Genomic DNA, 25,855 nt, shown 5'->3' on the forward strand with positions numbered 1-25,855 from the left:
ATCTGCTGTTGTCGAATGCTGAACTGCGAGGTTGGAATGGTCGACCAAGACGGCGAGGCCAGCCAGAGTCTCGACGAGAACCTCTACCGGAGGACTGGCGAGGTGATCGCTGAGCAACTGCGAGAGCCGTGGGATTGGGGTGCTGGGCAACGCGCGAACGCCGGTGACTGGCGCGTGTACACAGTTGAGGGCTGGCATGCACGGAGCGAGGCGGAGAAGCGTGACGTGCCGGGTGGTTTGCCGCAGGACAGGCCATGGGCCATCGCGGCGAGCATGTTTCCGAGTCGCTATGAGTTCGTTGCGGACGTTGAACCGGACCCGACATCCGTAGTATCCCCGGCCGCCGAACCCGACTTTTACAGATTTCGGCGGACTGGCACGGTGCGTGCACGACCGCGAAGATCGGATGAACCGCAGGTAACCCCGGATGGTCTCGTGCCGACAACACCCGACGACAACGGCCCGCAGAAGGTTGCGAAGTGGGTCGTCACCGACCTGGAAACCGACGACAGCTGGAATGTCAGCGAAGATCATTTCCACCGCACCTACCGCAAGGTGACGCCGCCGAGCAGGTGGACACAGTTCCGGACCGGGATTGAAGCTACGGGCACTGTCGCTGCAGTGGCGGTGCAGACTGTCTGGGCAACTGGCGCCGCTACCGCTCGCCGCAAAGTCGGAGCCTTGGCCCGGCTGATCCGAGTCGCCACGCCGACTGTGGTGCCAACAATCCTGACGTTGTGGGCTTTCGGGGCTTTTTTCTGGGGATACTCGGTGGTGTCAACGACATACGAGGATGCGTCCAGTTCGTTTTGGCAGCGGGCGTTCGCAACACTTTTGATGTTCGGCGGCGGTTACGCCCCGCTCATCGGTGGAGAAGAGTTCGACCCGGTGCCCACCCCGAAGGTAGCGATGGCATCGGTGATCGCTTTCTCGGTGACAATCGCTGCGGCGAGCGGAATCGCCCTGAAGCTGTCGGCGTTGGCGTGGCGACGTCTCTGGGACTGGCTTAGACGGCCGCGGCTGGTGGTGATCGGTTCCGATGAGGCTGCCGCCGCGATCACTCGCTCGTGCATCGATCACGGCCTGAAGGCCCTGCTTATCACCGAGGACGGAGCTGGCGAAGCGGCGAAAGCGTGCGGGCATGTGATTCCCAAGGTAGAGATTGGGACATTTGCCGAGTGCGGTCGATTCGGAGTGCCGCGTCGGGTCCTGCAGTTGTCCGACAACGTGGTTATCGCCACGGACTCGGATTCGAGGAATCTGACTCTTCAGCCGCTGGTCCTTGCGGTTGCCCAGCGAAAGCACCGCGGTGAGGCAGACAGTTGGGGAGCCAAGTGGCGAACGCTGTGGCACGGCCGACGCAGGGATCGCTTCTCGGTCGTTGCCGTTGTCGAGGATGCCGGGTTCGTCGATGCGATGCGGCCGATCCGCCTCGCTGAGTTGTCTGAAGAGGGGATCACCTGCCCGGCTGACAACATCGCGGAACATGTGTGTCACATCATCGACTCAATCTCCACCGGGCCGTCGGCGGTCGTGAAGCCCGCTGATTCTGAGTCGGCAGCTGAGTTGCTCATCGAGACCGTCGTCGTTGAGATCGTCGATGCCACCGAGGGCGCCGCGGAAACAGCGAGTGGAGAGGCCCTTGCCGTCACCCTACGGCGCTGGGTACGCAGGCAACAGTGGGGGCGTGCCTTCCTGCGGGGCGACAGGTCTGTGGCCACAGACATACCGAATGAGATCGTTGGAATCAGGCTGCGTGAAGGTCCCCACGACGCCGACCCCGGGGAGAATGACCTGCTCGTTCGCGTTTACGTTGGTCGGCCGGATTCTGCAGTGATGACTCGGGTGCTGGCAGACCGCAGCTCGGATCTGCCTCCCCCGGTACTCACAGTCGTGGTCGCAGAAGGCGATTTGGTGGCAACCGCAATGCAGAGTTTCGATCGGTCTGCGAAGGTGGTTTCCGGTCGGGACTGGCTGACTACGGAGGCCGGGAAGTTCGACCCTCGAACGGACAACGTGATCACCTACATTGATCCGGACCAGACGGGCCTCGACGCGCATTTGGTGACCGACGACGTTCGGCTGCAGTCTGCGCGGCTGTTCCATCAGACCTACGAGTTCATGTTCGCATCCGGTGAGCCCGTCGGGAGCTGGCTCCCCGGAGAGCCGCTCGCCAGTCAGACTAAAGCTGAAGAACGGGCTGCTGCTCGGAGGGCGCTCACCGAGTGGTGGGCGACTCGTGATCGAACCGGCATTCGAGCTGCTGCGAGTAGCATCGAAACGGCGCGACAGAAAGTGCGAAAGCGGATCAATAACTGGTACTCGAGTGAGCGTGCGGCGCGGAACATGCTCGAATTCCTCAAGGCGGCGGGATGGGAACTGCGCCGATTTGAACGGGAGGGCGCCCCGGCACAACCGGCCTTCCCCGGCGCGACCGTCAATGACATCGCGGAGCGTGAGCATGACAACTGGCGGGAGCGTTGCTGGCACGACACCAGCCGGCGGCGGCGGTTTCGTGTTCAACGGACGGTCGGGTCGGAAGCGACCTCGGGTGCCTCGAGTCTGCAGTTCGACCACAAGCTACACCGGTGCGCCGACTACAGCAGCTCCGGGGCAGACGCGCTGACGTTCAAGCTTCTTAATCGGTTGACCGGGGACTATATGAAAGCGGCACCGAAAGCGGCAGAGAATCGGCGTACTGTCGAATACAATCGGCGCATTGTCACTGAGACCTATCCTGCGATAGCGGCGTACTTCGGCTACGTGATCGTTCCTCGGGACCCTGGGCCCCTTGCGGAAACCTGCGGAGGTGGTGCCATTGAATGCAGACCGGATGTCCACTGACTCGCTGGCAGATCGACTCACGCTCCAGCTAGCGGGACGCGATGCGTGTAACGCCGCCCTCGGCACAGGTGGGGCGTCGATGCTCGCCGCGCTGGAAACTGCGGGATTCGAACTGACACGTTACGACGTCGAACGTGAGCGGCCCGCAGTTCCTCCCCGACTAACCGACAATCAGGTCTCTAGTATCGCCGAGCGGTGGCTGGCGACAGAGCAGGGACACGTCGAGCCGGGAGTGCAGGCGGACCGTGCCGAATCCGAGTCGGTTCGACAGTTCGTCACCGAGGCCTTCCCCGAGGTCGCCGCGGCCCTTGGCTACGCCATCGTGCGTCGTGGCATGCCTGCATTCCCCGAGGGCACCGGCGACGACCCGGCGCAGTGGTGGGTGTTCACCCGGAGACCGAGTGAAGTCACCGCCGAACGGCAGGCCGAGAGCTGGGAGTGGTCGACGACGGCAGGCGACGTCTTGATGGGTTCCGCCGGGGATTGGCTTGTGACCGATGAGCGCGGTGATCAGCGTTCGGTGGCCGCCGACAAGTTCAACGGGCTATACGCGCCGTCGCCGGGTACAGCTGGCCGCTTCCACCGGATCGGCCACGTACGCGCCAGGCCGGCACGGATCGGTGAAGTCGTCGAATCGCTCGAAGGTGCCACCACAGCTGTCGCGGGAGACTGGCTCGTACAGGGCGACCAGGGCGAGCGTTGGCTGGTGCCAGGTAGCGCCTTCGCGGCGGGATATCTGTCGAATGGGCCACACCCGGAGGCAGCTGAGTAGTAGGCTAAGCCAAGACGGCGGGCGCGGCGGCTATCCCATCCCCGCCGGATGCGGAGACTTTCGGAGCTCATAGCACCCAGGTGAGATTCAGAGAGTCGCAAAATGACGGTCGCTTGGGCAATAAGAGTTCTAGCCCGGCTGGAGCGCCGCCCCCTGTCCGCGGATGCGGTTGAGGTCGGCCCCGTGACCTCTCTGGGCAGGGTTCGGAGTTCTCACCAGTGCCGAACAGCAAAGCGATGTTCGGACTATCGACGAAGCTCAAACAGCAGTGCAAGTGGTATTGGTGCCCACCCGGCGGCGAATCGCTCGCCACCGGTGTCCGACTCCGGTTCGAGGACATTCTCGGCACAGGGATCGCGAACTCGGCTACCCGATGTTCTCCGACGACGGCCTCCGGCTGCCGAGCGGCCGAACCTGCTCGATGGGTGATCCCCGCTCCAGTTCGTCACCTGCATCTTCTTAACAACGAACCCCGGCCACCTACTCAGGTGACCGGGGTTTGTTTGCTGAAACTCAAGAGCTAGTCGGTGCCGAACTCCATGGCGGCCCGGTCGAGAGCGATCTCGGCCGGATCCTCCGTGCCTTCGCCGCCGGCGATCGCCTCGGCGCCGCCCACGGTCAGTTCGCCGATCAGTTCCGCGGTCGCGCCGCCGACGATGCCGATGGCCGCGTACTGCTCCAGGCGGCTGCGCGAGTCGGCGATGTCCAGGTTGCGCATGGTGAGCTGACCGATGCGGTCGGCGGGGCCGAACGCCGAGTCGCCGACGCGCTCCATCGACAGCTTATCCGGGTGGTAGCTGAACGACGGTCCGTCGGTCTTGACGATCTGGTAGTCGTCGCCGCGGCGCAGACGCACGGTGACCTCACCGGTGATGGCCGAGGCCACCCAGCGCACCAGCGCCTCGCGCTGCATGAGCGCCTGCGAGTCCATCCACCGGCCCTCGTACATCAGCCGGCCCAGTCGACGACCCTCGTTGTGGTAGGTCGCGACGGTGTCCTCGTTGTGGATCGCGTTCACCAGGCGCTCGTAGGTGATGTGCAGCAGCGCCATGCCGGGGGCCTCGTAGATGCCGCGGGACTTGGCCTCGATGATGCGGTTCTCGATCTGGTCGGAGACACCGAGTCCGTGGCGGCCGCCGATCTCGTTGGCCTTCATCACCAGGTCGACGGCCGAGGCGAAGCGCTCACCGTTGATGGCGACGGGACGGCCCTGCTCGTAGGTGACGGTGACTTCTTCGGTGATCACCTCGACGTCCTCGCGCCACGCGGGCACGCCCATGATCGGCTCGACGATGTCGATACCCTGGTCCAGGTGCTCGAGCACCTTGGCCTCGTGGGTGGCGCCCCAGATGTTGGCGTCGGTCGAGTACGCCTTCTCGGCGGAGTCGCGGTACGGCAGGTCGCGCGCCTGCAGCCACTCGCTCATCTCGGTGCGGCCGCCGAGCTCCTCGACGAAGTCGGCGTCGAGCCACGGCTTGTAGATCTGCAGGTTCGGGTTCGCCATCAGGCCGTAGCGGTAGAACCGCTCGATGTCGTTGCCCTTGTACGTGGAACCGTCGCCCCAGATGTTGACGCCGTCGTCCTTCATGGCGCGCACCAGCAGCATGCCGGTCACCACGCGCCCGAGCGGGGTGGTGTTGAAGTAGGTCTTGCCACCGCTGCGGATGTGGAAGGCGCCGCACTGCAGGGCGGCGATGCCCTCCTCGACCAGCGCCTCGCGGCAGTCCACCAGGCGGGACAGTTCCGCGCCGTACTCCAGCGCGCGGTCGGGCACCGAGTCGATGTCCGGCTCGTCGTACTGACCGAGGTTGGCGGTGTAGGTGCAGGGAATCGCACCCTTTTCACGCATCCACGCGACGGCGACGGAGGTGTCAAGGCCGCCGGAGAAGGCGATACCGACACGCTCACCAATGGGCAGCGAGCTCAGGACTTTCGACATAGGACCAGGATAGATGCCGATGCGGCCGCATCCGAAACCGAGTCTGGTAGGCCACACTCGAACGTCCGACTTTCGATGGATGGACGTGCCGGTCGCAGCCACTAGAGTCCCAATAATGACCAATGTCCAGAATTCTGCGCCGGCGCAGCCAGAGCACTTGCAGGGATCCCGCCGCTGGTGGGCCCTCGGCGTCCTCTCGCTGGGCCTGGCGATGATCGTGATGGACGGCACCATCGTCGCCGTCTCGTTGCCGACCATCATCGACGACCTGCACCTCGACCTCACCGACGGCCAGTGGATCAACTCCCTGTACTCGATCGTGCTCGCCGCGCTGCTGCTGACCGCGGCCGCGCTCGGCGACCGGTTCGGCCGGCGCAACATCTTCATCATCGGTATCGCGCTGTTCATCGGCGGTAGTGCGTGGGCCGCGTTGTCCGGCAGCGCCGAACTGCTGATCAGCGCCCGCGTTCTGCAGGGCATCGGCGGCGCGTGCATCCTGCCGTCGACCCTGGCGACGGTCAGCGACACCTTCCGCGGCAAGGCCCGCGCCGCGGCCTTCGGCGTGTGGGGCGCGGTGATCTCCGGCGCCGCCGCCCTGGGCCCGTTGCTCGGTGGCTGGCTCACCAGCTCCTTCTCCTGGGAGTGGATCTTCTGGGTCAACGTCCCGATCGGCCTCGCGCTCATCGTCGCCGCCGCCATCGTGGTGCCGGAGACCCGTTCCCCGGTGCGCCGTCGCGGCTTCGACGTCGACGGCCTGCTGCTCAGCGCCATCGGCTTCGGTCTTCTCGTGTTCGCCATCATCGAATCCACCACGCTCGGCTGGTGGAAACCGATCGGCGACCTGCGCATTCTGGGGATGACCTGGTCGCGGGACATGCCGATCTCCATCATCCCGGTGGTGCTGGCGATCTCCCTGGTCACGCTCGGGCTGTTCATGGTCTGGGAGCGGCACCGCGCCAAGAACCAGCGCGCCGCCCTGCTGGACCTGCACCTGTTCTTCATCCCCACCTTCAGCTGGGGCAACGTCGCCGCGATGATGATCGCGATCGGCGAGTTCGGCCTGATCTTCGTGCTGCCGCTGTACCTGATCAACGCGGTGGGCCTGGGCACGATGACCGCCGGCTACGTCCTGGCGGCGATGGCCGCAGGCGCCTTCCTTTCCGGCGCGATGGCCCGCCACGTGGCCGCCCTGATCGGTGCCGCGGGCACCGTGCTGGTGGGCGTCGGACTGGAGTTCATCGGCGTGATCACGCTCGGCTTGAGCATTCACGCGAACTCGTCGGTGTGGATGATCGCCGGCATTCTGCTGATCTACGGCACCGGACTGGGCCTGGCCTCGGCACAGCTGACCAGCACCGTGCTGCGCGACATCCCGCTGGACGCCTCTGGGCAGGGTTCGGCCACGCAGAGCACCGTGCGGCAGATCGGTTCGGCGTTCGGCGCCGCGATCATGGGCTCGGTCCTGTCGATTGGCCTGGGTCACTTCCTCACGTCGCTGTCCGGTCCCGCCGGCGCGATGGCCGAGGCCACCCGTAGCTCGGCCGGCGGCGTGATCACCGCCCTGCGTGAGCACGGCGGCGAGGAAGCCGTCGTGCGGGCGCTGTCGGACGGTTTCGCCGACGCCACCCGGTGGACGCTGTACGCGACGTCGATCTTCCTGTTCCTCGGCTTCGTGGCCTCGATCGCGGTGTGGATCGCCTCCCGCAAGTCGCCGGTGGATCCGATCGCCGTCGAGGACGCCCCCGAGCCGGACGCGGTACCCGCGGGCGCTTCCTAGCCTGCACCACGCCCGATCCGGGGCACCCGCCCCGATGCATTCGACCCCCGACCGTTCGCGGTCGGGGGTCGAATGCTGTGCGGGCTCGGACGGTCAGAAGCCGCCGTCGAGGAAGTCCGCGTAGGCCGGCAGGTCCAGCTGCCCGTGGCCGGACAGACCGATAACGACGACCTCTTCCTTGTCGCTGTCGGCCACGTGCGCCGCGCAGGCGGCGATGGCGTGGGTCGACTCGGGGGCCGGGACGATGCCCTGGGTCCGCGCGAACTGCACGCCGGCGGAGAAGGCGTCATGCTGATCGATGGCGATGCCCTCGACCAGACCCAGCTCCACCGTGTGGCTCAGCGCCGGGGCCATGCCGTGGTACCGCAGGCCGCCCGCGTGGATCGGGTCCGGCACGAAGTCCATGCCGAGGGTGTGCATCTTCAGCAGCGGCGTCAGGCCGGCCACGTCGCCGTGGTCGTAGCGGTACTCGCCCTGGGTGATCGACGGGCAGGCGCTCGGCTCGGCGGCGACGATGCGCGGGTTGCTGCGACCGTGGATCTTCTCCCGCAGGAACGGGAACGCCAGGCCGGCCAGGTTGGAACCGCCGCCGGCGCAACCGAAGACGACGTCGGCGCCGCCGGGTTCCACCGCGTACAGCTGGTCCACGGCCTCCTGGCCGATCACACTCTGGTGCAGCACCACGTGGTTGAGCACGCTGCCCAGCGCGTACCGCGTGTCCGGGTTCTTCGCGGCCACCTCGACGGCCTCACTGACGGCCATGCCGAGGCTGCCGGTGGTGTTCGGATCCTTCGCGAGCATGGCGCGACCGGCCTCGGTCAGGTCCGAGGGGCTCGGGTGCAGGGTGCCGCCGTAGGTGCGGATCAGGAAGCCGCGGTACGGCTTGGAGTCGTAGGAGGCGCGCACCTGCCACACCTCCACGTCGACGCCGAACTGCGCGCCGGCGAAGGCCAGCGCACTGCCCCACTGGCCGGCGCCGGTCTCGGTGGTGAGCTTCTTGACCCCGTCGAGGCTGTTGTAATACGCCTGGGCCACAGCCGAATTCGTCTTGTGGCTGCCCACCGGGCTCACGCCCTCGTACTTGACGTAGATGCGCGCCTTGGTGTTCAGCGCCTCTTCCAGGCGGCGGGCCCGCAGCAGCGGCGAGGGCCGCCACATCTTGTAGATCTCGCGGACCGGCTCGGGGATCTTGACGTAGACCTCGTCGGTCACTTCCTGGGCGATGAGGCCCGAGGCGAACAGCGGCGCCAGGTCTTCCGGTCCGACCGGCTCCTTGGTGCCCGGGTGCAGGTGCGGGGGAATCGGCGAATCCAGTTCGGCGGCCAGGTTGTACCAGTGCGTCGGTACTTCCGCCGTCACCAGATCGGGGTTGGAGGCATCAACGTTGCTTGTCATGGCAGTCACTGTAATCGGCGTGTGATCGGCCACACTTGGTGCCATGACCACTGCGGCCGCCTGGATGGCGCACGGCTTCACCGGACTCGACGACTTCGTCTTCGGCCGACGGGACGTGCCCCCGCCCGGCCCCGGCGAGATCACGGTGGCGATCTCCGCCGCCGGGGTCAATCCGGCGGACCTGAAACACGTGCTGCGCGCCGACGATCCGGCCCTGCTGCCGATACCGATCGGCTACGAGATCGCCGGGGTGGTGACGGCCGTTGGGCCCGACGTCCGGTTGGGCTGCGGCACCGCAGGCGCCGCGGCGCTGGGACGTCGGATCGCGGCCTTCCGGGTGCACGGCGGCTATGCCGAGGCCCTGACGCTGCCCGCCGCGAAGGCCTTCGTGCTGCCCGATGCCGTCGACGACGCGGCCGCCGCCGGGCTGCTGCTGGCCGGGTGCACGGCCGCCGAGCTCCTGCACCGCTCCGGGGCGCGGCCCGGCGAGACCGTGGTGCTGCACGGCGCCTCGGGCGCGGTCGGGGCCGTGCTGCTGCAGTTGGCCCGGCAGGCCGGCGTCGTCGTGGTCGGCACCGCCGGTGCGCGGCGGCAGGAGAGCGTGCGCCGGTTCGGCGGCATCCCGGTGACCTACGGCCCGGGACTGACCGCTCGCCTGCGTGCGGCCGCTCCCGGACCGATCGTGGCGGCGCTGGACTGCGCGGGCACCGACGAGGCCGTCGCCGCGAGCCTGGAACTCGTGGCCGACCGCGATCGGATCATCACCGTGGCCGCGGCGCCGGCGGCGCGCGCCCACGGCCTGCGTTTCCTCTCCGGCAGCCGCCCCGACAGCGCCGCCTACCGGGACGGCGTCCGCGGCGAACTGCTCGGGCTGCTGGCGGCCGGCCGACTTCAGGTGCCGATCGCCCGGACCTTCGAGCTGCCCGCCGCGCGCGAAGCGCTCGAGGTGGTGGCCGGCGGGCACGCCCCCGGGAAGGTGGTGCTGCGGGTCAGGCCGCGACCAGAATCGGCAACGCCGCCGGACGGATGGTCACGCTGACCGGAGGGGCGCTGAGGTAGTCGCCGTCGGTGTGCACCGGCAGGCTCTCGTCGGCGATCAACTCCACCCGCGAAGCGGAGACGATCTCGACGTACTCGCGGTCCACGTGCGCCCCGACCTTGGCCTCCTTCATCAGCGGCGCCAGCTGGAGCGAATGCACGCTGCCATGCACGATCAGGACCTGCAGGTGACCGCTGTCGACCGAGGCCGACGGCACCATGCGCAGGCCGTGCCCGTAGTCGCCGGAGTTGGCGACCACCACGAAGTGGGCGAGTTCGTCGCGGACCAGGCCGTCGATCGTCAGACGCACCTTCATCGGCTTCCAGCGCAACGCCGTCAGCACCGGGGCCACGCGATAGGCCAGCGGTCCCATCCAACGCAGGTCGTTGATCAGTTCGGTGGCCACCGAATCGAGACCGACGTAGACATTGCCGAGGGCCACGTGCGACGAGCCGTCGGGTACCGCCACATCCAGGACGTCGACCATCCGCAGCACGCCGTCGGCGATCACCGCGGCGATCGCCGCCGGATCCTCCGGCAGTCCGAGGTGGCGCGCGAGGTCGTTGCCGCGCCCGGCGGCCGCGATCCCCAGCCGGGCGCCGGGGGTGCGCAGGACGCCCTCGGCCACATCGCGGATGTGGCCGTCCCCGCCGACGGCGACGGTGATCGCACCGCTCGCGGCCGCGTCGGCGGCCGCCTCGGTGGCGTGCGCGGACGACTCCGACTCCACCTCGGCGATGTCGGTGAACCCCCGCTCGGCCAGCGCCGCCGCCACCGCGGGCCACTGCTTGTGCGCGGCGCCGCCCCCGGAGATCGGGTTGATCACCGCGACGATACGTCTCCCACCCTTATTGGTACTCATGCCAACAGAATGCCCGGATTGAGAACCCCGTCGGGGTCGATGGCGTGCTTCACGGCCCGCAGTGCCGTGACCTGAACGTCGCCGATCTCCTGCAGGTAGGTCTCCCGGTGATCGATGCCGACGGCGTGGTGATGGGTGATCGACGCGCCCGCCGCGCGGATGGCGGCGTTGGCGGCCCGCTTGGCCGCACCCCACTGCTCGAGCGGATTCTCCAGGGCCTTGGCGATGACGGTGAAGTAGAGCGAGGCACCGGTGGGATAGACGTGCGAGATGTGGCACATCACCACCGCCGGGGTGCCGGCCGCGCCGAGCGTCTCGGTGAGGGCGGCGGTGACGTCGGCCTTGAGTCGGTCGATGTTGGACCAGAAGGTGACCGTCTCCAGGGTCTCCACCAGCGCGCCCGCATCGAGCAGCGGATCGCGCAGGTACGGGCCGCGGAAGCGGCCGAGGCGCCAGTGCTCGCCGGGTTCGGTGCCGAGCGCGGTGCCGCCGAGTTCGGCGAGCCGCGCGCTCACGTACGTGTCGCGGCATTCCACGTCCGCCGCGTCGCCCTCGAAGCCGACCACCATCAGGCAGCCGCCCACCGGGCCGGACGAGGCGGCGCTCCCCGCACCGGACGGGTTCGCCAGATTCAGCCCGGTCTCGGCCTCATCGGAGAGCCGCAGCACGGTCGGTCGCACGTTCCCCTGGGCCACCGCACGCATGGCGGCGGCACCGGCGACAAAGTCCGGAAAGTGCCAGCCGTAGAACCGTCGCACCGCGGGCGTCGGGTGCACGCGCACCCGAACGGCGGTGACGACGCCGAGCGAGCCCTCGCTGCCGAGGAACAGCTGCCGCAGATCCGGGCCCGCCGCCGACTTGGGCGCGGTGCCGATCTCGGCGATGCCGGTCGGCGTGGCGACCGTGAGGCCGACGACCATCTCGTCGAATCGCCCGTACCCGATCGACGACTGGCCGGCCGAGCGGGTGACGGCGCAGCCGCCGACGGTGGCGCCCTCGTACGACTGCGGGAAGTGGCCGATCTCGAAGCCGCGCTCGCCCACCAGGCGCTCGGCGTCGGGCAGGCGGGTGCCGGCGGCGAAGGTGGCGATCTGGGAGACCTCGTCGAGGTGGAGCAGTCCGGTGAGACCGCGCAGGTCCAGGCTGATCACCGGCTTGTCGCGGGCGGGTTCCATCCCGCCGGTCACCGAGGTGCCGCCGGCGAACGGATTGAGCGTGAGGCCGCGCTCGCCGCACACCGCCAGCACCGCGGCCACCTGTTCGGCGGTGGTCGGGGTGACCACGGCGTCGGGGGCGTCGGTGCCGTCGCCTTCCCGGAACCTGAGCAGGTCGGGCGTGGAGAAGCCGCGCATCCGGGCCGTGCGTGAGGCGTCGTCGGTGGCCACGGGGGCCCCGGTGCGCGCCAGCGCGGCGGCGTCCTCGTCGCCGACCCGCGTCGCGGGCAGCACCGGCGACACAGCGGCCGGGGCCGGATCGGAGATGCCGAGCATCGTCAGGGCCCCCAGCACGGACTCGGAAAGGTGCATCGCTTCGGCCGGGTTGCCCCAGCGTCCGGGCTGGAAGTCGACGACGTCGACATCGATCTCACTGCGCGTCATGGTTCTGTCTCCCGTTTCGATTTGCTGATACAGTGTTACACATGATGTCGCAGCAAATCAACGACGACGGGCAGCCCGCCCGACGCACCGCCGCGAACGCGATCAGTGAAGACGTCATCCTCGATGCCGCCGCCAAGCTGATGTCCACGATCGGCATCCGGCGCACCACCATGGCCGACGTCGCCCGGGCCGCCGGGGTCTCCCGCGCCACCCTCTATCGCCGCTTCCCCAACGTGACCGCGCTCGCCGCGCAGGTGACCACGCGCGAGTTCCAGCGCGTCGCCGCCGCGACGCAGGTCGACGTCAACGGGCCCGAGGCGCCGACCCGCGCCACCCTGATCGCCGTCCTGGTCCACCTGGTCCGCGAGGCCCGCCGCCACCCGTTGCTGCAGCGCATCATCGAGCTCGATCCCGAGTTCCTGACGCCCTATCTGATCCAGCGCGGCGGTCGCACCTCGCACGGTCAGCTCGCCGATCTGGCCGCGCTGATCACCGCCGGGCAGAGCCGTCGACAGATCCGGGACGGCTCCCCGATGCGGATGGCCGCGACCGTCCTGCAGATGGCCTGGTCCTTCGCCCTCACCGGCCCGGTCTTCGTGACCGACGACGACGGCAATCCCGACACCGAAACGCTCGACGCCGAACTCACCGACCTGCTCGAAAGGTACTTGCGCCCATGAACGCCTCCTCCTCGCCCGCCTCCCCGGCACAGCTGCTCGCCGACCACCCCGCCGTCGACGAACGCACGCTGCTGTCGCCGGCCCGGCGCGCCGCGGACCTGCGTCGGCTCGCCGAGTCCCCGGCGGTGGACCTCGTGGTGATCGGCGGCGGCGTCACCGGCGCCGGAGTGGCCCTCGATGCGGCCGCGCGCGGCTTGTCCACGGTGCTCGTCGAACGCCGCGACCTGGCCTTCGGCACCAGCCGCTGGTCGTCCAAGCTGGTGCACGGCGGGCTGCGCTATCTCGCTTCGGGCGCGGTCGGCATCGCCTACGAGAGCGCCGTGGAACGCGACTCGCTGATCTGCCGCATCGCCCCGCACCTGGTGCATCCGCTGCCCCAGGTGGTTCCGCTGCTACCCAGCATGAAGTTCTTCGACACCGCCCTCACCCGGACCGGATTCCTCGCCGGCGATGCCCTCCGCATCGCCGCGCGCACCCCGTCGCGCACGCTGAATCGATCGCGACGCATCCCCGCGGACAAGGTCACCGCGCTGGCGCCCACCGTCGCCCGCGACGGCCTCCGCGGCGGACTGCTGAACTGGGACGGACAGCTCAACGACGACGCCCGCCTGGTGGTCGGACTGGCCCGCACGGCCGCCGGCCTGGGCGCGACGATCCTCACCCACGCCGCCGCCTCCGACGTGACCGGCACGTCGGTGACCGTGACCGACGAACTCACCGGCGACACCTTCACGGTGCGCGCGGCCGCGGTGGTCAACGCGACCGGCGTCTGGTCCGGGCACATCGACCCGGAGATCTCGCTGCGCCCGAGCCGCGGCACCCACCTGGTCTTCTCGCAGAAGAGCTTCGGCGGTCTGCGCGCCGGCCTCACGGTGCCGGTGCCCGGGCACTTCGGCCGCTACGTCTTCGCGCTGCCGCAGCCCGACGGCCTGGTGTACGTCGGCCTCACCGACGAGGAGACGCCCGGCGAGATCCCGGACGTGCCGCAGGCCGACGAATCCGAGATCGACTTCCTGCTCGACACCATCAACCTGGCGCTGGCCGCCCCGCTGTCCCGCGACGACATCCTCGGCACCTTCTCCGGTCTGCGGCCGCTGCTCGACTCGGGGTCCGGCGAGACCTCCGACGTCTCGCGCAAGCACGCCGTGCTGACCCGCGCGGACGGCCTGGTCACCGTGGTCGGCGGCAAGCTGACCACCTACCGCCGGATGGCCGAGGACGCGGTCGACGCGGCCCTGGCCACCTCCGGCCTGACCGCCGAAGCCTGCCGCACCCGCACGTTGCCGCTGGTGGGGGCCCCGACCGGTGCCAACATCCCGGGCACGCTGGCACAGGTGGCCGCGCCCGAGCGCCTGGTGGCCAAGTACGGGCTGGAGGCCCCGGCGATCCTCGCGCTGGCCGACGCCGATCCGCGGTGGGCCGCGCCCGTCGCCGAGGGCACCGAGATCACCGGCGCCGAACTGCTCTTCGGGGCCCTCGCCGAGGGTGCCGTCGACGCCGACGATCTGCTCGAACGCCGCACCCGTCTCGCGCTGACGCCGGCGGTGGCCGCCGCGGCGGCCCCCACGGCCGAGCAGGTCCTCGCCGCGCTCTCCTAACAACCGCCCCGCCCCGCTCGCGCCGCCCCGCCACGTTCGCGCCGCTCAGACGCGCGCGCGTCGGCCGGGGGCGTCGCGAACGTAGTCCCAACGATGCGAACGCAGCTGGATCCCGAGGCGCGGGCGACTAGCCGCGCTTGCGCGCCTTGAGCACCACATCGTGCATGTGCCGCGGACCGGTCGGCCCACCGGCCGGTCGGCCGCGCTCCACGGTCTCCAGGATCTCGACGTCGAGATCGTCGGCGAACTGCTCGGCCACATCCTTCGGCTGGAAGTAGGCGTCCGGATCGAAGCCGTGGGCGCGGATGCCCTCCGGATCGTGCGCCACCACCAGCAGGGTGCCGCCGGGTGCGACGGCGCCGACCAGCTTCGCGATCACGTCGCGCTGTGCGATGTCGACCGGAAAATAGTGCAGCGCAACAAGATCGAACGGCGCTCCGGGCACGTCGTCGACGGTCAGGTCGGCTCGCTGCCAGGTGATGGTTTCACGTGAATCCACCTCGGCGGCACGATCGAGGGCCACCTGCGAGATGTCGACGGCCACCACCTGCCAGCCCTGATCGGCCAACCAGCGGGCATCGGCGCCCTCCCCGCTGCCCACGTCGAGCGCGCGCCCCGGACTCAGATCGGCGGCCTCCCGCACCAGCGCGGGATTGGCCTGCGCGGTCCACAGTCGGTCCGCGCTGCTGTAGCGCTCATCCCACTCGGCGGCGCTGTGCGGGTGATCGGCGTGGTCGGGAGAATGCTGTCCGTGCTCGGTCATACCCTCCACGGTATCCCCATCGCGGCGGCAAACAGCGCAGACTGGGAGCCATGACACCTCCCTTGCGCATCGGCGTCCAACTGCAGCCTCAGCACGCACCCGACTACGGCCTCATTCGCGACGCGGTCCTGCGCGCCGAGGACCTCGGAGTGGACATCGCCTTCAACTGGGACCACTTCTATCCGCTGTACGGCGATCCCGAGGGCGCGCACTTCGAGTGCTGGACGATGCTGGGCGCCTGGGCCGAGCAGACCGAGCGCATCGAGATCGGTCCGCTGGTCACGTGCAACTCCTATCGCAACCCCGAGCTGTTGGCCGACATGGCCCGCACCGTCGACCACATCAGCGGCGGACGCCTGATCCTCGGCCTCGGCAGCGGTTGGTTCCAGCGCGACTACACCGAATACGGCTACGACTTTGGCACCAAGGGGTCCCGACTCGACGCCCTCGCCGAGTCCCTGCCGCGCCTCGCCGACCGGATGGGCAAGCTCAATCCCCCTCCCCTGCGCCACATTCCGGTGATGATCGGCGGCAGCGGCCCACGCAAGACGCTGCCCCTGGTGGCCCGCTACTCCGACATCTGGCACGCCTTCGTGGGCGTCGACAGCTACCGGGAGAAATCGGCCCTGCTCGCCGGCTACTGCGCCGAGATCGGCCGCGATCCGGCAGAGATCGAACGTTCGGCGGAGATCCGGTACGACGGCGACGACACGGCCACCCTGAAGTTCGCCGAGGCGATCACCGCCGAGGGCGTCTCCCTGCTCACCGTCGCCACCGACGGTCCGGACTACGACCTGTCGGCCGCCAAACTCCTCTGCGACTGGCGCGACCGCAACCGCTGATCCCGGCCCGGGCGCCCGGGTCTACGGGCGGTCTGCGGCCAGCGCGTGAAGGGCGGCGCGGTAGCCGCTCATGCCGTGCACGCCGCCGCCCGGTGCGGTCGCCGCCGAGCACAGGTACACCCCCGGCACCGGAGTGGCCTGCGGGACCGCCGACACCACCGGCCGCCGCATCAGCTGGGTCAGGGAGGTGGCGCCGCAGCCGATGTCGCCACCGATGTTGTTCGCGTTGTACCGCTCCTGCTCGGCGGCGGTGGTGACGATCTGCCCCACGATCACGTCCCGGAAGCCGGGTGCGCATCGCTCGATCTCGGCGGTGATCGCCGCGGACATGTCTTCGGTGCAGCCGGCCGGCACGTGGCAGTAGGCCCACGCCAGGTGCGCCCCGGCGGGCGCCCGGCTCGGGTCGATCCGGGTGGGCTCGCCGCCGAGTACCCAGGGCCGCACCGGAATTCGTCCATCGGCCACCTCGGCTTCGGTGACGACGACCTGCCGCACGTCCCGCGCCAGGTGGAAGGTCGCGGTCGCCGCATAGCGCGCGTCGCGCCACGGGATGGGCTCGCTGAGCAGGAAGTCCACCTTGCAGGTGCCCGGTCCGTAGGCGAAGCCGTCGAGCCGGCGCCGGTACCACGCGGGCAATCGCTCCCCCATCACCGCGCGCAGCACGCGCGGAGAGGTGTCGAAGAACAGGCGCGCTCCGCGCGACAACTGCTCGAATCCGCTTATCGGACAATCGGTTTCGATGGTCCCGCCGTGGGCGCGCACGACGCTGGCGAGCGCCTCGGTGATCGCCTGCGAGCCGCCCCGGGCCACCGGCCACCCCGAGCCGGCGAGCGCGGCCAGCAGCAGACCGGGCGCCGCCGAGCCCGCTGCCGACAGCGGCCGCGCCGAGTGTGCGGCCACGGCGGCGAAGAGCGTCCGCACCGGCGGGGTCCGGAAGGCCCCGCGCACCAGGGCCGCGGTCGGCAGACCGGCCGCCGCCGCGAACCGCGCCGCGGCCACCGGCCGGCGCGGCAGGGCGGGCGCGTTCAGCACGTCGGCCACCAGGCCGGGCGCGTGCCCCGCCCAGCCGACGGTCCGCTCCCAGGCGCGCGCCTCCCGGCCCAGTTCGGCATCGCGGGCGCCCCGATCGCGGGCCAGACCCAGCACGTGCTCGGGACCGTAGCCGTGCACCAGCGAGTACTCGGGCAGCAGCCACCGCAGACCGTGCGCGGTCAGGTCGAGGTCGGCGAAGGCCGGCGAGACGAACCCGGTGGGGTGCACCGCCGAACAGACGTCCCGCCGAGTCCCCGCGCCGAACGCCGAGTCCGTCCGCGCGCCGCCCCCGATCGTCGGTGCGGCGTCCACCACCAGGACCCGTCGGCCCGCGCGGGCCAGGACGGCCGCCGCGGTCAGTCCGTTGGGACCGGCCCCCACCACCGCATCGTCGTAGTCCATCACCGGTCAGCCTCCCACAGCCGGGTCCTCCGCACCCCGAACGGCTAGATTGGAGCCATGACCTTCGTCCGCCGACGCCTGGCCGTTCTCCCGACGCTGAGTCTGTTTCTGGCCGCCCTGCTGACCGGCGGGGTGCTGGCCGCCCCCGCCGCGGCCGATCAGCCCACCCAGATGCCGGCCACGCTCGTCGACGCCGCCGGTGTCCTGTCCGCCGAGCAGGAGACCAAGATCGGCGTCGCCTTGGACAAGCTGATGGCCGACCGCAACCTGCAGTTGTCGGTGATCTACGTGCGGAATTTCGACGGCATGGCGCCGCAGGACTGGGCTCGGCAGACGCAGCAGCTGAGCGAACTGAGCTACCGCGACGTACTGCTGGCCGTGGCGGTGGACGACCGGACGTTCTCCTTCGGCAGCGCGGAAGCCATCGAGGACTACCCCGCCGAAGACCTGCGGAAGATCGCCGAGGAGACCATCGCTCCGGACGTCGCCGACGCCCGGTGGGCCGACGCCGCCCTCGACACCGCGGCCGAGCTCGACGGCGATCGGTCCCGCATGTGGCTCTACCTGGCGGTGACCGGGCTCATCGCCCTCGCGCTGATCGGCGCCGGCCTGCTGTTCCTGCGCAATCGACGCAGCACGTCGGACACCGACGCCGGGCCGGACGACGACGCGGTCTCGGTCAGCGAACTGACCACCCGTCCCCTGGCCACCCTCAATCCCTGGGCGGCCGAGCTGCTGACCGACACCGACAATGCCGTCTCGATCAGCGACGAGGAGCTCGCCCTGGCCGTCGCCGAGTACGGCGACGCCGCCACCGCCGGGTTCCAGGCCGCTCTGGCCACCGCGGAGAGCGCGGTGGCCACCTCGTTCCGCCTCCGCCGCACCTTCGATCACCAGCCCGAGCTGAGCAACGGTGAACGACGCGCGCTGCTCGTGCAGATCATCAGCATGTGCTCGGACGCCAACGAGGCCCTCGACGAGCAGGTCCCGGCGTTCGACGCCCTCCGCGACCTCCTGACCGATGCGAGCGCGCGCCTCGACACGCTCGATGCGCGTGCCCGGACCGTGACCGAACGCCTCGGCCCGGCCGAGGCCACCGAGATCTACCTGGCCAAGACCTTCAGCGGCCCGGTCGCCGACTCGGTGATCGGCAACGCCGGACTCGCCCGCGAACTGATCCGGTTCGCCCGGGACAGCATCGCGCAGGGACGCGAGGCCGTCGCCGACGAGGCCGAGCTGCGCCAGCCCACGGTCGCGGCCATCCGGTCCGCCGAGTGCGGACTCGACACCGCCGCACGACTGCTCGACGCCCTCACCGATGTGAGCCAGAACGTGGTGCTGATCGCGGAGAAGACCACACCCCTGGCCCATGCCACCGCGCACGTCGGCGCAGCGGAGAGCCTGATCGACACCCGCCGCGGCGCGGTGGGCACCGCGGCCCGCACCGGGGTGTCCGAGGCCGAACGTCTCCTCGACGAGGCCCAGGCCGCGCACGAGGCCGCACGGGTGGAGGCGCTGGCCGATCAGGCCACCGCGCTCGCCGACGAGGCCCTCACCCTGGCCTGCCAGGACATCACGCTGTGGAAGCAGCAGCACGAGCACGAGGGCGCACCGGTGCTCACCGGTGTCCTGGTGGATGCGGTGATCGCCGACGACGTGAACGACGGTGATTTCGGCGGCGGTGGATTCGGCAGCGGCGGCCGCAGCCCCGGATCGTTCGGCGGCTCGGACACCTCCGGACGTATCGGCACGGGCGGACGCGGATGAGCGGCGTGCGCACCGCCCTGATCACCGGCGCGAGTCGCGGCGTCGGCGCGCACGTCGCGCGCGCCCTGGCCCCGACGCATCGTCTGATCCTCGGCGGACGCGGCTCGGCCGAACTCGATGCCATGGCCCTCGAGTTCGACGGCGCCGTGACGATGGCGCTGGATCTGACCGACTACGACGCCGTGGCGGCCGCCGTCGAGACCGTCACCGAGCTGAATGTGCTGGTGCACTGTGCCGGGCTGGCCAGCAGCCTGGAGGCGGTGGCCGACACCCCGGTCGACGAGTGGCGCGCACTCATGGAGATCAACGTGATCGCGGTCGCCGAACTCACCCGACTGCTCCTGCCCGCGCTGCGCGCCACCGGTCGCGGCCACATCGTCGTGCTCAACTCCGGGGCCGGTCAGAACGTCCGCGCCCGGTGGACCCCGTACGCGGCCAGCAAGTTCGCCCTCCGGGCCCTGGCCGACGGGGTGCGCGCCGAGGAGCCGACGGTGCGGGTCACCTCGATCTTCCCCGGGCGCATCGACACCGACATGCAGCGCGACATCGTCGCCCGCGAGGGCGGCGAGTATCAGCCGTCGCGCTACCTGAAGGCCGAGACGGTGGCGGCCGCGGTGGCGCAGGCGATCGCGGCGCCGGGTGACGCGCACCCCACCGAGATCACGCTGCGCCCCCGCGGCTGACGCACCTCCCCCGGCGGAACGCCGGGGCGTAGCAGCCGGCGGTCGGCCGTCAGATCTGCTTCAGGTCCGACTGCTGCCACACCGCGCGCATGGAGACCACCTTGCCCTCTTCGTTGAAGACCATGATGTCCACCGGAGTGATCTCGAAAGCCATTCCGGCGGCACCGGTGACCAGGGTGAACTCGAAGACCGCGGTGTCGCCGGCGACCTTGACCCACTTGAGGGTGGCCTCGCGCTTCTCCAGGCTGGTGATGATCGAGTAGAACTCGATCAGGTCCTCGCGGGTGTTGCGAATCGGCGCACCGATCGGGTCCTCCACGGTCGCACCGTCGGCGTAGAGATCGACGATCTCCTCGGCGGTGCCGGTGGAAATCCGGTCGATGTAGGCGTCGACGACGTCGGCGATCTTCACAGCGAGCACGAGCAGCTCCTCGGTAAGTAGAACGTGTTCTAGTCCGTCGAACGATAGCAGCCCGATCGCTCCCATGCGCTGTGTCACGATGTGCGCATGACGGGCGACCGGAACGCATCCCTTGTCCACCTGGGCGACACCTCGTTTCGACGCAAGGATGCGATCGCCGGCTACCGGGAGATGCTGGAGGTGCTGGCCGGATTCCGGTCCGATGACCGCCCCTGGGATGCCCTCACGCAGTGGGAGTTCTACGGGGCGTTGCGGAGCGCGGCTCCGGACATCTTCGGCAGCGGCGGCCGCGTGTCGGCCGACGACGCCGCCAAGCGGGCCCGCACGTACACCAGCGCCCTGGTCAAGCTCGGCTTCGCCGACGAGCAACGTCGCCTCACGCCGTTGGGCGCGGTGTTCATCGGCACCGACCCCGCGGCCCTCGACGGCTTCGACGCCCGCTGCTCGATCACCGCGGAGAACTCCGCGGTGCTGCGCGGCGCCCTCACCTACACCGAGACGGCCCACGGTGACGCCTACTTCCCCGTGCGTCTGCTGCTGCGGGTGCTGCACCGCCTCGGCAGCGTGAGCATCGACGAGTTCGCGCTCGTCTTCATCGCCGGGGCCCGCGTCTTCGGGCCCGACGTGGACGCGGCGGTCGATGGCGTGCTCGCCATGCGGGCGAGCCGCAGCACCCTGACCGCGGCCCTCGGCGCCGCGGAACGGACCCTCGAGCAGGATCGCTTCATCGTGACCGGGCGATTCAGCCCGGAGGCCTTCCCCAACGGCAAGGGACCGAGCTTCACCGAGCGCTACCGCGTCTTCCTCGAGGCCTTGGAAGCGTTTCGCCTGCGCCCCGACGCGGCGAGCCTCGCGCGGCTGCGGCGCGCGGTCGACGAGGGCGGCACCACGGTCAAGAACCGCTTCGACCCCGGGCAGCTGCTGCCCGGCCTGCGCAAGAAGACCAGCGATCCGCGCACCGTCCACGAGGGCGCCCGGTACCCGCAGTGGCACGACGAGCCGCCCGCCTTCCGGCACGCCCTGGTGGATCTGTTCAACGGTGGCCGCACCACCGCCCTGGTGCGCGAGTACCTCGACAACAATCTGCGCATCCTGACCGCGACCGGCGTGCTGTCGGCCGCCGAGAACCAGGTGCGCCTCAGCTCCGCCTACGCCCGCTACTTCTTCGGCACCGTCGACGACGAGATGCCGGTCGCGGCGACCGGCGAACCGTCGGCGGCCGAGCGCGTGCGCGGCATCGCCGCCATGTTCGGCGCCGATGCGCTGGCGCGGACGGACGCACGCATCACCGCGACCGAAGCCATCGCCCCGACGGCCCTCCAAGAATTCCTCGAGGCCCGGGACCGCGAGCGTTTCGATCAGCTCATCGCGGCCGCCTTCGGCCCGGACACCGTGCGTGCCTACCTGGCCCTGATCGCCGACGACTATCGCTCCGACGCGGTGAAGGCGGTGCGGGAGAAGGCTTTCCGCGGCAAACCGACGGTGCCGTGCATGTACGAGTACCTGATCGGGCTCTCGCTCTACTACGCCTCGGGCAAGGCCTTCGATCCGCGCGCCGCATTCGGGCTGTCCCTGGACGGCGACTTCCTCCCGATCAGCCATGCCCCCGGGCTCCGCGGCGACATCGAGTTCACGCTCGACGGCCGGCGCGTCCTGGTGGAGGTGACCCTGATGGATCCGAGCACTCAGCGCCGCGGCGAGCTCGAGCCGGTGCTCCGGCACGCCACCAACCTGGCCTGCGAGCCGCCCGGCGGCGAGACGCTCACCCTGTTCATCGCGAACGAGATCGACCAGAACGTGGCACGGATCTTCGGCTTCGCGCGGGTGATGGAGATGCGCCCCACCGACGGCGGCGCCGGGACCGCGAGCCCGCTGATCGTCTCGTTGCGCACCGCCGACTGGGTGCAGATCGCGCACGCGCCCCTGTCCCGGGTGCTCGATCTGGTCGCCGCCGAGGCCCGCCGCGACAGCCTCGAGCATCTGAACTCCGACTGGAACGACCAGCTGGTCGTCGCGCTGCGCGCCCTCGCGTGACTCTCAGCCTTCGGTCCAGTTGGTGATGAGCACCTCCCGCGAGGCGTTGCGGTCCTTGCGCTGGTACGACGAGTTCGCGTAGCTGTAGTCCAGGGTGTGCACCACGAAGCCGTGCTCAGCCGCCCAGTCGGAGAGCTGGTCGTGCTCGGATCCCTTGTGCGTCAAGACATTCGAGAGTCCGAACACTCCCCCGCGATCGGCGAACGCGGCCAGGCCGTCGAGCAGGTCGGTCTCGTCGTCCACCGTCCACGCGTTCTGTTCGTTGTACGGCGCGGTGCCGAGCAGATACGGCGGATCGCAGTAGACCAGGTCGGTGGTGGCCAGCTTGCCGAAGACGTCACGGAAGTCCAACGTCCACAGCTCCGCCTGCAACCGGTGCATGCGAGCGACCGTGTCGAAGAGGTTCTTCCGCACCCGACTGTTGAAGTCACGCTTACCGACCGGCATGTTGAACTCGCCGCTGCGGTTGTAGCGGATCTGGTTGTTGAAGCCGAAGACCACGAGTGTGAAGAAGTAGTACGGACGCGCACGGTCCGCCGAATCCATCCGGTTGAAGTCGGTGCGCAGCCGCAGGTAGGCGTCCTTGTTGACCCGGCCGAGCCCGTTGGACGAGTTCGCACCGTAGGCGTCGTAGCCGTGGCGCTGACTGTCGGACAGGCCGTAGCGCTCGATGATCGCCTCCACCTCGGCGATGATCGTCGGGTACGGCACGTGCGAGAAGAGTTCGCCGAGACCCATCACGTCCACCTGGACGTCGTTGAACGCCACCTGGGCATAGCCCGAGTTCATGCCCACGGTCATCGACCCGCTGAACACGTCGACGAAGCGTTCGTGCCCTACCCCGGGAGCGGGCAGGAGCGGGATGATCTCGCTGACCAGGCGCTTCTTGTTGCCGGTGTAGTTCAACGGACTGCGCACCACGGCGGGCTGCACGGTAGCGGACGGCACTGTGGCGGACCGTGAGGCGGCGGACCGGGCGGCGGACCGGGCGCCGGCGGATTGGGCGGCGGATGCGGTGGCCGGCAGCGCCTCCGCCGCCCCCGACCTGCTCCCCGCGAACGGCGGCGTCTGCACATGGCAGACGAACAGGCGCTCCACGATGTCGCCGATAGCGGACTTGCCGGTGGTGAACTCGCGGTGCGGGACGTCGACCACCTCTACCCTGCCCCGACGTTCCAGGACGCCGAGGATGTCGGTGTCCGACAGGCGGGCGGCCGAGCGGGCGTTGCCGCGGGCGCCGGTGTCGTTGTACGACATGATGATCGTCGACGTGTCCACCGCATCGATCAGATCGGTGAACGCCGGTACCGCCGCGGTGGTGCAGTAGTCGCTCTTGAGGTGGCGCCGATCCATCTTGCGCGCCTTGAACTGCACCGGGCCCTGCTGCCAGTCAGTCACGTTGTCGAGCACGTGATAGAGGTCGCCGTACTGCCGCGAGTTGTACGGCGGATCCATGTAGATCAGGTCCCAATGATGTTCGCGCACAAGTTGATTCGCGTCGCGCCTGGTCACCGTGTGCTCGACGTCGTACTGCTCCAGCTCCGGCAGTCCGAAGACGAGCCGGGCGTCCGCGGCGGCCCCTTCCCGAAAGGCGTCGTAATGCCCGACGGTCGCCGCGGCCTTGTCCATCCCGTACAGGAGGCTGGCGATCAGGACCGCGCGCTCACGGTCGTTGAGCACGCCGTCGGCGTGCCACTTCTCGATCTGCGTGCGGTAGTGCCCGATCAGCCGGGAGTTGTCCTCGTTGTAGTAGGTGCCGCTGAACGTGGTGGAGAAATAGTTCGGTGGCAGGGTCGCGATCGGCGCGTCGTTGATCTGACCGACCAACTCGGCGAGGCGGTCCGATCGCACCGGCTCGGCGCCGAAGAACGCCCGATACACGGTCGTGTTGGACGAAAGCAGATCGTTCACCGTCACCGCGAGACCGGCACGGGCCAGCGACTGCCCCACCACGCCGGTGCCGGCGAAGACGTCGGCGGCGGTCTTCGGCGCGACGGGCAGCGCGGCCACTACCTGCTCGATCACCGGCAACACCGCACGCTTGGATCCCAGATAGCGCCGGTTACGGAGTTCGAATGTCTTCACAACCTGCATCTTTCCATTTCTGCATCTCTCGCAGAAACGGTAGCACCGCCCTGTGACAACCCCGGCGACGCCCGACTCGCGGGCTATGTCAGGCGGGTCACTTCAGATCAGCGCTGGACCGGCCGAGGATACGGCGCGCGATGATCAGCTGCTGAATCTGCTGGGTGCCCTCGAAGATGTCCAGGATCTTGGAGTCGCGCGCCCACTTCTCCAGCAGCTCGCTCTCCGCGTACGCCCCGGTGCCGCCGATCTCGACCGCCTTGTTGGTCACGTCGGTCACCGTGCGACCGGCCTTGGCCTTGCTCATCGAAGCCTCCAGCGAGTTGGGCTCCTTGTTGTCGGCCATCCAGGCGGCGCGCAGCGTCAACAGCCACGAGGCCTCCCAGTCCGACTCGAGGCGGATGAACTCGGCGACGGCCACGTGCTGCGCCGCGGCCGGCTTGTCGTAGTCCACCTCGTGGCCGGCTTCGCTGAGCATCCGACGCATCTCCTCCAACGCGGCCCGTCCGACGCCGACCGCCATCGCGGCCACCATCGGGCGCGTGTTGTCGAAGGTCTGCATCACGCCGCCGAAGCCCTTTTTCACGTCGATCTCGGGGCTGCCCAGCAGGTTGCCCGCCGGTACGCGCACGTCCTCGAAGCGGACCACGGCGGTGTCCGAGGACTTGATGCCGAGCTTGTGCTCCAGGCGGACCACCGCGACGCCCGCGGCATCCAGCGGCACCACGAAACTCTTGATCGCCGCGCGGCCCAGGCTCTTGTCCAGCGTGGCCCACACCACGACGTGGTCCGCGCGCGAACCCGCGGTCACGAAGATCTTCTCGCCGTTGATCACGTACTCGTCACCGTCGAGCACCGCCGCGGTGGTGACCGCGGCCGAGTCGCTGCCGAAACCGGGTTCGGTGATGGCCATGGCGGCCCAGACGTCGGCGAAGCGTTCGAGCTGTTCCTCGTTCGCGACGGCGGCGATGGCCGCGTTGCCGAGGCCCTGGCCGGGGATGGACAGCATCAGGCCCACATCGCCCCAGCTCAGTTCCCGCGCGTTGAGCACCGACCGCAGATTGGCGCCGTTGACGGTCCCCTCGTCGGAGGCGGCCGCGTCGCCGGACCGCTCCTGCCCGCGCGACTGCTTGGCCAGCTTCCCCAGCTCGTCGAGTTCGACGGGGTACTCGTGTTCGGCCAGGTCGTACTTGCGGCTGATCGGCCGGAAGATGTGCTCGGCCGCCAGGTGCGCGCGCTCGATGGTCGAGTTCAGCTTCTCGGGGAGCTCCAGATTGATCGCCATGACCGGTTACCTTACTACCCGGTAAGGTACTTGCCAA

19 protein-coding genes are annotated in these 25,855 nt (G+C 69.4%); 10 read left to right on the forward strand and 9 right to left on the reverse strand.

The features are described 5' to 3' along the window. Positions 1-36 precede the first annotated feature (36 nt). Together ACFFJD_RS14490 and ACFFJD_RS14495 are read left to right on the forward strand one after the other, a co-directional pair. Positions 37-2,844: a hypothetical protein gene (locus ACFFJD_RS14490; protein ID WP_382365381.1), complete on the forward strand. Its 2,808-nt coding sequence runs from the start codon at positions 37-39 to the stop codon at positions 2,842-2,844. 79 nt (positions 2,845-2,923) lie between these two features. Continuing rightward, complete coding sequence (locus ACFFJD_RS14495) at positions 2,924-3,616, forward strand: hypothetical protein (RefSeq protein WP_382365383.1); 693 nt, start codon at positions 2,924-2,926, stop codon at positions 3,614-3,616. A 520-nt stretch (positions 3,617-4,136) separates the two neighbouring features. Here ACFFJD_RS14495 and argG read toward each other — a convergent pair. After that, a complete protein-coding gene (gene argG, locus ACFFJD_RS14500) occupies positions 4,137-5,555 on the reverse strand; it encodes an argininosuccinate synthase (RefSeq protein WP_382365385.1) in 1,419 nt (472 codons plus the stop codon). A 115-nt stretch (positions 5,556-5,670) separates the two neighbouring features. On the opposite strand from argG, the gene ACFFJD_RS14505 reads away from it, so the two are divergent. Continuing rightward, on the forward strand, positions 5,671-7,332 hold the full coding sequence (locus tag ACFFJD_RS14505; protein WP_382365387.1) for an MFS transporter: 1,662 nt from the start codon (positions 5,671-5,673) through the stop codon (positions 7,330-7,332). Positions 7,333-7,425: 93 nt separating this feature from the next. On the opposite strand, the gene ACFFJD_RS14510 is transcribed toward ACFFJD_RS14505, so the two are convergent. Then, positions 7,426-8,727 (reverse strand): TrpB-like pyridoxal phosphate-dependent enzyme, encoded by a 1,302-nt coding sequence (locus ACFFJD_RS14510; protein ID WP_382365389.1) that lies wholly within the window; start codon positions 8,725-8,727, stop codon positions 7,426-7,428. 43 nt (positions 8,728-8,770) lie between these two features. On the opposite strand from ACFFJD_RS14510, the gene ACFFJD_RS14515 reads away from it, so the two are divergent. Further along, on the forward strand, positions 8,771-9,766 hold the full coding sequence (locus tag ACFFJD_RS14515; RefSeq protein ID WP_382365391.1) for a quinone oxidoreductase family protein: 996 nt from the start codon (positions 8,771-8,773) through the stop codon (positions 9,764-9,766). Here ACFFJD_RS14515 and ACFFJD_RS14520 read toward each other — a convergent pair. Both ACFFJD_RS14520 and ACFFJD_RS14525 read right to left on the reverse strand, forming a co-directional pair. Next, positions 9,717-10,628 carry a diacylglycerol/lipid kinase family protein gene (locus ACFFJD_RS14520; RefSeq protein ID WP_382365393.1) on the reverse strand — a complete coding sequence of 304 codons (912 nt, stop codon included), beginning with the start codon at positions 10,626-10,628 and terminating at the stop codon, positions 9,717-9,719. The genes ACFFJD_RS14515 and ACFFJD_RS14520 overlap by 50 nt on opposite strands. After that, positions 10,625-12,226, reverse strand: a complete 1,602-nt coding sequence (locus tag ACFFJD_RS14525) for an FAD-binding oxidoreductase (protein ID WP_382365395.1) — start codon at positions 12,224-12,226, stop codon at positions 10,625-10,627. The genes ACFFJD_RS14520 and ACFFJD_RS14525 overlap by 4 nt, the downstream gene beginning before the upstream one ends. 41 nt (positions 12,227-12,267) lie before the next feature. Between ACFFJD_RS14525 and ACFFJD_RS14530 the strand changes: the two genes are divergently transcribed. Then, on the forward strand, positions 12,268-12,906 hold the full coding sequence (locus ACFFJD_RS14530; RefSeq protein ID WP_382365397.1) for a TetR/AcrR family transcriptional regulator: 639 nt from the start codon (positions 12,268-12,270) through the stop codon (positions 12,904-12,906). Further along, complete coding sequence (locus ACFFJD_RS14535) at positions 12,903-14,504, forward strand: glycerol-3-phosphate dehydrogenase/oxidase (protein WP_382365399.1); 1,602 nt, start codon at positions 12,903-12,905, stop codon at positions 14,502-14,504. The genes ACFFJD_RS14530 and ACFFJD_RS14535 overlap by 4 nt, the downstream gene beginning before the upstream one ends. Before the next feature lie 127 nt (positions 14,505-14,631). Here ACFFJD_RS14535 and ACFFJD_RS14540 read toward each other — a convergent pair whose 3' ends face one another. Continuing rightward, on the reverse strand, positions 14,632-15,267 hold the full coding sequence (locus ACFFJD_RS14540; protein ID WP_382365401.1) for a class I SAM-dependent methyltransferase: 636 nt from the start codon (positions 15,265-15,267) through the stop codon (positions 14,632-14,634). A gap of 50 nt (positions 15,268-15,317) precedes the next feature. Between ACFFJD_RS14540 and ACFFJD_RS14545 the strand changes: the two genes are divergently transcribed. Beyond that, positions 15,318-16,109, forward strand: coding sequence for an LLM class F420-dependent oxidoreductase (locus ACFFJD_RS14545; RefSeq protein ID WP_382365403.1), 792 nt, complete (start codon positions 15,318-15,320; stop codon positions 16,107-16,109). A 21-nt stretch (positions 16,110-16,130) separates the two neighbouring features. Here the strand turns inward: ACFFJD_RS14545 and ACFFJD_RS14550 are convergent, their stop codons facing one another. Continuing rightward, a complete protein-coding gene (locus ACFFJD_RS14550; protein WP_382365405.1) occupies positions 16,131-17,543 on the reverse strand; it encodes a phytoene desaturase family protein in 1,413 nt (470 codons plus the stop codon). Positions 17,544-17,600: 57 nt separating this feature from the next. Between ACFFJD_RS14550 and ACFFJD_RS14555 the strand changes: the two genes are divergently transcribed. Both ACFFJD_RS14555 and ACFFJD_RS14560 read left to right on the forward strand, forming a co-directional pair. Continuing rightward, positions 17,601-19,310, forward strand: a complete 1,710-nt coding sequence (locus ACFFJD_RS14555; RefSeq protein WP_382365407.1) for a TPM domain-containing protein — start codon at positions 17,601-17,603, stop codon at positions 19,308-19,310. 5 nt (positions 19,311-19,315) lie between these two features. Then, entirely contained in the window at positions 19,316-19,993 is a 678-nt protein-coding gene (locus ACFFJD_RS14560; protein ID WP_382365732.1) for an SDR family oxidoreductase, read from the forward strand. A 49-nt stretch (positions 19,994-20,042) separates the two neighbouring features. Here the strand turns inward: ACFFJD_RS14560 and ACFFJD_RS14565 are convergent, their stop codons facing one another. Then, positions 20,043-20,480, reverse strand: coding sequence for a nuclear transport factor 2 family protein (locus ACFFJD_RS14565; RefSeq protein ID WP_382365734.1), 438 nt, complete (start codon positions 20,478-20,480; stop codon positions 20,043-20,045). A gap of 21 nt (positions 20,481-20,501) precedes the next feature. Here ACFFJD_RS14565 and ACFFJD_RS14570 point away from each other — a divergent pair, with 21 nt between their 5' ends. Further along, on the forward strand, positions 20,502-22,448 hold the full coding sequence (locus ACFFJD_RS14570; RefSeq protein WP_382365409.1) for an AlwI family type II restriction endonuclease: 1,947 nt from the start codon (positions 20,502-20,504) through the stop codon (positions 22,446-22,448). 3 nt (positions 22,449-22,451) lie between these two features. Here ACFFJD_RS14570 and ACFFJD_RS14575 read toward each other — a convergent pair whose 3' ends face one another. Next, entirely contained in the window at positions 22,452-24,542 is a 2,091-nt protein-coding gene (locus tag ACFFJD_RS14575; protein WP_382365411.1) for a Dam family site-specific DNA-(adenine-N6)-methyltransferase, read from the reverse strand. An 88-nt stretch (positions 24,543-24,630) separates the two neighbouring features. Then, the gene (locus tag ACFFJD_RS14580) at positions 24,631-25,818 is read right to left on the reverse strand and encodes an acyl-CoA dehydrogenase family protein (protein WP_382365413.1); all 1,188 of its coding nucleotides are present in this window, start codon (positions 25,816-25,818) and stop codon (positions 24,631-24,633) included. Positions 25,819-25,855: the final 37 nt, after the last annotated feature.

This window comes from Gordonia phosphorivorans, from assembly GCF_042432625.1.
Taxonomy (GTDB): domain Bacteria; phylum Actinomycetota; class Actinomycetes; order Mycobacteriales; family Mycobacteriaceae; genus Gordonia; species Gordonia phosphorivorans.

What these genes read in the sequence shown, in the direction of transcription:
- ACFFJD_RS14490 (WP_382365381.1), top strand. Translation starts at nt 37, where the DNA reads ATGGTCGACCAAGACGGCGAGGCCAGCCAGAGTCTCGACGAGAACCTC.
- ACFFJD_RS14495 (WP_382365383.1), top strand. Translation starts at nt 2,924, where the DNA reads ATGCTCGCCGCGCTGGAAACTGCGGGATTCGAACTGACACGTTACGAC.
- argG (WP_382365385.1), bottom strand. Translation starts at nt 5,555, where the DNA reads ATGTCGAAAGTCCTGAGCTCGCTGCCCATTGGTGAGCGTGTCGGTATC.
- ACFFJD_RS14505 (WP_382365387.1), top strand. Translation starts at nt 5,671, where the DNA reads ATGACCAATGTCCAGAATTCTGCGCCGGCGCAGCCAGAGCACTTGCAG.
- ACFFJD_RS14510 (WP_382365389.1), bottom strand. Translation starts at nt 8,727, where the DNA reads ATGACAAGCAACGTTGATGCCTCCAACCCCGATCTGGTGACGGCGGAA.
- ACFFJD_RS14515 (WP_382365391.1), top strand. Translation starts at nt 8,771, where the DNA reads ATGACCACTGCGGCCGCCTGGATGGCGCACGGCTTCACCGGACTCGAC.
- ACFFJD_RS14520 (WP_382365393.1), bottom strand. Translation starts at nt 10,628, where the DNA reads ATGAGTACCAATAAGGGTGGGAGACGTATCGTCGCGGTGATCAACCCG.
- ACFFJD_RS14525 (WP_382365395.1), bottom strand. Translation starts at nt 12,226, where the DNA reads ATGACGCGCAGTGAGATCGATGTCGACGTCGTCGACTTCCAGCCCGGA.
- ACFFJD_RS14530 (WP_382365397.1), top strand. Translation starts at nt 12,268, where the DNA reads ATGATGTCGCAGCAAATCAACGACGACGGGCAGCCCGCCCGACGCACC.
- ACFFJD_RS14535 (WP_382365399.1), top strand. Translation starts at nt 12,903, where the DNA reads ATGAACGCCTCCTCCTCGCCCGCCTCCCCGGCACAGCTGCTCGCCGAC.
- ACFFJD_RS14540 (WP_382365401.1), bottom strand. Translation starts at nt 15,267, where the DNA reads ATGACCGAGCACGGACAGCATTCTCCCGACCACGCCGATCACCCGCAC.
- ACFFJD_RS14545 (WP_382365403.1), top strand. Translation starts at nt 15,318, where the DNA reads ATGACACCTCCCTTGCGCATCGGCGTCCAACTGCAGCCTCAGCACGCA.
- ACFFJD_RS14550 (WP_382365405.1), bottom strand. Translation starts at nt 17,543, where the DNA reads ATGGACTACGACGATGCGGTGGTGGGGGCCGGTCCCAACGGACTGACC.
- ACFFJD_RS14555 (WP_382365407.1), top strand. Translation starts at nt 17,601, where the DNA reads ATGACCTTCGTCCGCCGACGCCTGGCCGTTCTCCCGACGCTGAGTCTG.
- ACFFJD_RS14565 (WP_382365734.1), bottom strand. Translation starts at nt 20,480, where the DNA reads ATGGGAGCGATCGGGCTGCTATCGTTCGACGGACTAGAACACGTTCTA.
- ACFFJD_RS14570 (WP_382365409.1), top strand. Translation starts at nt 20,502, where the DNA reads ATGACGGGCGACCGGAACGCATCCCTTGTCCACCTGGGCGACACCTCG.
- ACFFJD_RS14575 (WP_382365411.1), bottom strand. Translation starts at nt 24,542, where the DNA reads ATGCAGGTTGTGAAGACATTCGAACTCCGTAACCGGCGCTATCTGGGA.
- ACFFJD_RS14580 (WP_382365413.1), bottom strand. Translation starts at nt 25,818, where the DNA reads ATGGCGATCAATCTGGAGCTCCCCGAGAAGCTGAACTCGACCATCGAG.